This is a genomic window from Streptomyces sp. NPDC059456, from assembly GCF_042750055.1.
Lineage (GTDB): Bacteria > Actinomycetota > Actinomycetes > Streptomycetales > Streptomycetaceae > Streptomyces.
This window is the reverse complement of sequence record NZ_JBHYVA010000710.1, coordinates 1-4,342: the sequence shown is the minus strand read 5'-3', so window position 1 is coordinate 4,342 and position 4,342 is coordinate 1. Positions and strand designations below refer to the sequence as shown.

Genomic DNA, 4,342 nt, shown 5'->3' with positions numbered 1-4,342 from the left:
CCCGCGGCGCGCGCGAGCAGCAGCACGCCCCGGCCCTCCCCGCCCGCGGTGCCCAACGGGACGGCCACGGCGGGCCCGAGCCCGCTGTCCTCCCGGACCTGGGCCTCGGCAGGGTAGAGCTCGTCCTGGGGGGCCAGAACGGCCGTGACGGGCCGGCCGGCCCGGTGCGCGGTGCCGGAGAGCGTTCCGGCGAACGGGACGACGAGGCCCTGCCGCGCGGACCGGTCCGCGCCGGCGGCGAACTCCACGACCAGGCCGTCGACACCGGCCACCGGCACGGCGATGTCCGCGAGCCGCGCATCGGTGATCTCCCGGGCGCGGCGGGTGATGAGTTCCAGCACCGCCGGGCGCGAACTGCCGGACAGCAGGCTCTCGGTGATCTCCGCGCTCGCCTTGAGCCACCGCTGCTGGAGCTGCGCCCCCTCGTAGAGCCGCGCGTTGTCGATCGCCACACCCGCCGCCACCGACAGGGTGGAGATCACGGTCTCGTCCTCGGTGTCGAAGTCGACCCCGCCCCGCTTGTCGGTCAGGTAGAGGTTGCCGAACACCTCGTCACGGACCCGGATCGGTACGCCCAGGAACGTGCGCATGGGCGGATGATGGGCCGGAAAGCCGTACGAAGAGGAGTGTCTGCCGAGGTCGGTGAGGCGCAAGGGCTCCGGGTGGTGGATGACCTCCCCGAGCAGACCGTGGCCGGCCGGCAGCGGACCGATCTCGGCGATCTCCTCGTCGGTGAGCCCGACCGTCAGGAACTGGACCAGGGTGCGGCCGTCGGGGCCGATCACGCCCAGCGCCCCGTATTCGGCGTCCACGAGCAGCGCGGCCGCCTCCACGATCCGCCGCAGCACCTGGGCGAGATCCAGCTCCCGCCCCACCGACACCACGGCCTCCAGGAGGCTGTGCACCCGGTCGCGGGTGCCGCGCACGGCGTCGATGCGGACCTGGAGTTCGTCCAGCAGCTCGTCCAGCCGCATCCTCGGCACCTGCGTCAACGGATCCCCCACACCCACGCGCTGTCCCTCCGCCCCGACCCCGATGGCCCGACCCGCGCCCAGCGTATCGACACGCCGGGGCCCCGCGGACGGCGTTGCGCACGGAAGCCGTCCGTGACTGACTTGATCGAAGCGTTGGACGACGAAGGGGCGGAGAGGGCCATGGGACTCGGCAAGGCGGTCTACGAGAAGGAACTGCTGCGGCTCCAGACGGAGCTGATCAAGCTCCAGGAATGGGTACGGGCGGAGGGCGCCCGGCTGGTCGTCGTCTTCGAGGGCCGCGACGCGGCGGGCAAGGGAGGCACGATCAAGCGGGTCGCGGAGCACCTCAACCCCCGCGTGGCCCGGATCGCGGCCCTCCCGAAGCCGACGGAACGCGAGCGCACCCAGTGGTACTTCCAGCGCTACGTGGAGCACCTGCCCGCCGCGGGCGAGATCGTGCTGTTCGACCGCAGCTGGTACAACCGGGCGGGAGTGGAACACGTCATGGGGTTCTGCACGCCCGCCGAGCACCAGCTGTTCCTGCGCCAGTGCCCCGTCTTCGAACGCATGCTGGTCGAGGACGGGATCCTGCTGCGCAAATACTGGTTCTCGGTCAGCGACGCCGTGCAGGAGGAACGCTTCCGCCGCCGTACGCAGGATCCGTTGCGGCAGTGGAAGCTCTCCCCGATGGACCTGGAGTCCCTCACCCGGTGGGAGGCGTACTCCCGGGCGAAGGACCAGATGCTCGTCCACACCGACACGGCGGACTCTCCGTGGTACGTGGTCGAGAGCGACGACAAGCGCAGCGCGAGGCTCAACATGATCGCCCACCTGCTGTCCTCGGTCCCGTACGAGGACGTCCCCCTGCCTTCGCTGGACCTCCCGCCGCGGCCCCCGTCGACGGGATACGTGCGCCCGCCCAAGGACCTCCAGAACGCCGTGCCGGACTACGCGGCGAAGCTCCGCAACGCCTGACGGGGGCGCGCGGCCGACTACGCGTACAGCGCGGAGATCGCGTCGAGCGCCGCCCGCAGCCCCCGGGGCCGCATCATCCCGGCAGTCGCTGCCCGAACCGGCCACCCGGGGCCCGCGAGGAGGACCAGGGGCCCGGTCCGTGCTCCCTTGAGCCCGAACACCGTCGACGCCACGTGCCTCGCCAGGGCGCTGTCCGCCGTCGACGAGGACTGCGACCACAGCACCACGGCCGCCGGACCCGACCGGCGCACGGCCGCCCGCAGGGCCTCCGCCGGCACGGCCGCACCGAACATGCGGATCGGCAGGCCGCGTTCGGCCAGACCCGCGGCCAGCGCCTCCAGCGGGAGGGTGTGCTGCTCGCCGGGAAGGCAGGCGAGGACCACCGGTGCCGTTCGGGCCGGGACGGACGGTGCGGTGACCGCCGCCCGGCGCAGGGCGGTCGACACGTGCCAGGACAGCAGATGTTCCACCTCGACGTACCGGTCGTCGGAGGACTCCCACTTGCGGCCCGCGGCATGGAGGGTCGGCGCCATCACCTCCTCCCACGCGGTCACGAGGCCATGGGTCTCCATGGCCTGCTGCAACAGGGCCTCCATGGCCGGCCCGTCGAGCCGCACCGCGGCCCGCGCCAGCCCGCGGCACTCCTGCAGCACTTCGCCGAGGGGCAGCCCGTGGCCCGAACCGGGCTGACGGGGCCCCCGCGGAGCACCCGGCGCCACGACGGCTTCCCGCGGCGGGCGCGGCAGGGGGCCGAGGGGGACACCGGATTCCGGGTGACGGCGCAGGGCCAGCGCTGCCCGCGCGGCCTCGGCGGGCGGGATGCCGGACGAGGTGAGACGGCACATCTCCTCCAGCATCGCGACGTCCCCCGGCAGCCAGCGCCGGTGTCTGCCCTCGTCGCGCACCGCCGGGCCGATTCCGTACCGCTGCTCCCAGGAACGCACGGTGGTCGGTGAAACGCCCAGGCGCCGCGCCACCGAGCCCGTCGACACCCCCGCGGTCGTCACCAGCCGCCGATGCGGGCGACGAAGAACGCGGCCACCATCACGGCCCCGAGGGCAATGAGGCCCAGGAAGGCCCAGGGGTGCTCCCACAGCCCTCCGTCCGGGCGTTCCGTGTGGGCGGAGGCCGTCGAGCCCTCCGCCGCCGGCGTCTCCTGCGGGGGAACGTTCGGCAGGGACATGATTCCTCCCTATGCGGTCAGGGGAAGCGTCCCGAGAAGGCCAGCATGACCAACATGGCCGAGCGGCGAAACTCGCAATGTTTCTGCATCGAATTCCGCTTCCGCCGAAGCCCGCCACCGGGGCTCGCGTCAGCGGGACAGGGCGCTGGGCCACCAGGCGCGCGGGCCGATGTCGATGACCAGCGCCGGCACCAGGAGGGACCGTACGACGAGCGTGTCCAGCAGGACCCCGAACGCGACGATGAAGGCGATCTGGACGAGGAAGGCCAGCGGAATCACCATCAGCGCCGCGAAGGTGGCCGCGAGCACCACGCCCGCCGAGGTGATCACCCCTCCCGTGGTGACGAGGCCGCGCAGCACGCCCTCGCGCGTGCCGAGGGCCAGGGTTTCCTCGCGCACGCGGGACATGAGGAAGATGTTGTAGTCCACCCCGAGGGCGACCAGGAACACGAACCCGTACAGCGGTACGGACGCATCCGTACCGCTGAAGCCCAGCAGGTGCTCGAAGACCAGCGCGGACACGCCCAGTGTCGCCAGGAAGTTGAGGGCGACCGTCGCGACCAGCAGGAGCGGCACGACCACGGAACGCAGCAGGGCGACCAGGACCAGCAGGATGATGGCGAGGACGATCGGCACGATCACGGTGCGGTCGCGGGCCGCGGTCTGCTGGGTGTCGGACTGCTGGGCCGTGTACCCGCCGACGAGCGCATCGGCGCCCGGCACGGCATGCACCCGTTCCCGCAGCCGCAGCACGGTCTCCTTCGCGGCGTCGCTGTCGGCCGCGGCGTCGAGCGTCGCGTCCAGGCGGACCCTGCCGTCCACGACGAGCGGCGCGCCCGTCGCCGGCCGCCCGCCCGCGGTGACGGCGGTGACCGCCGCGACGCCGTCCGTGCGCTCGGCGGCCGCGCGTACCTCTGCGACCCGGTCCGCTGCCGCGATGACGACGGCCGGGTTGCCGGAGCCGCCGGGGAAGTGCCGGGCAAGGGTTCGCTGCGCTTCCACCGACGGTGCGGCGTTGACGAAGATCTCGTCGAGGGGGACGCCCCTGGCGGACAGTCCCGGGGCGAAGCCGGCCAGGACCAGGAGCAGCAGGGCCGCGGACGCCCAGACCCGCCGCGGCGCCCGGCCGATCAGATCGGCGATGCGGCACCCGTTCCCGCAGCCGCAGCACGGTCTCCTTCGCGGCGTCGCTGTCGGCCGCGGCGTCGAG

5 protein-coding genes are annotated in these 4,342 nt (G+C 73.0%); 1 reads left to right on the top strand and 4 read right to left on the bottom strand.

The features are described 5' to 3' along the window. On the bottom strand, positions 1-974 hold a 974-nt coding region (locus ACFXA3_RS36915; protein WP_385194619.1), incomplete at its 3' end, for a GAF domain-containing protein. A gap of 180 nt (positions 975-1,154) precedes the next feature. Here ACFXA3_RS36915 and ppk2 point away from each other — a divergent pair. Then, positions 1,155-1,949, top strand: a complete 795-nt coding sequence (ppk2, locus tag ACFXA3_RS36910; protein WP_385194625.1) for a polyphosphate kinase 2 — start codon at positions 1,155-1,157, stop codon at positions 1,947-1,949. A gap of 17 nt (positions 1,950-1,966) precedes the next feature. On the opposite strand, the gene ACFXA3_RS36905 is transcribed toward ppk2, so the two are convergent. The 3 genes from ACFXA3_RS36905 to ACFXA3_RS36895 all read right to left on the bottom strand — a co-directional run. Beyond that, positions 1,967-2,959 carry a MerR family transcriptional regulator gene (locus ACFXA3_RS36905; protein ID WP_385194622.1) on the bottom strand — a complete coding sequence of 331 codons (993 nt, stop codon included), beginning with the start codon at positions 2,957-2,959 and terminating at the stop codon, positions 1,967-1,969. Continuing rightward, complete coding sequence (locus ACFXA3_RS36900) at positions 2,953-3,132, bottom strand: DUF6480 family protein (RefSeq protein ID WP_385194616.1); 180 nt, start codon at positions 3,130-3,132, stop codon at positions 2,953-2,955. Before ACFXA3_RS36900 ends, ACFXA3_RS36905 begins: the two co-directional genes overlap by 7 nt. Before the next feature lie 129 nt (positions 3,133-3,261). Continuing rightward, positions 3,262-4,342: MMPL family transporter (locus tag ACFXA3_RS36895; RefSeq protein ID WP_385194613.1), on the bottom strand; the 1,081-nt coding region annotated here is incomplete at its 5' end.

What these genes read in the sequence shown, in the direction of transcription:
- ACFXA3_RS36900 (WP_385194616.1), bottom strand. Translation starts at nt 3,132, where the DNA reads ATGTCCCTGCCGAACGTTCCCCCGCAGGAGACGCCGGCGGCGGAGGGC.
- ppk2 (WP_385194625.1), top strand. Translation starts at nt 1,155, where the DNA reads ATGGGACTCGGCAAGGCGGTCTACGAGAAGGAACTGCTGCGGCTCCAG.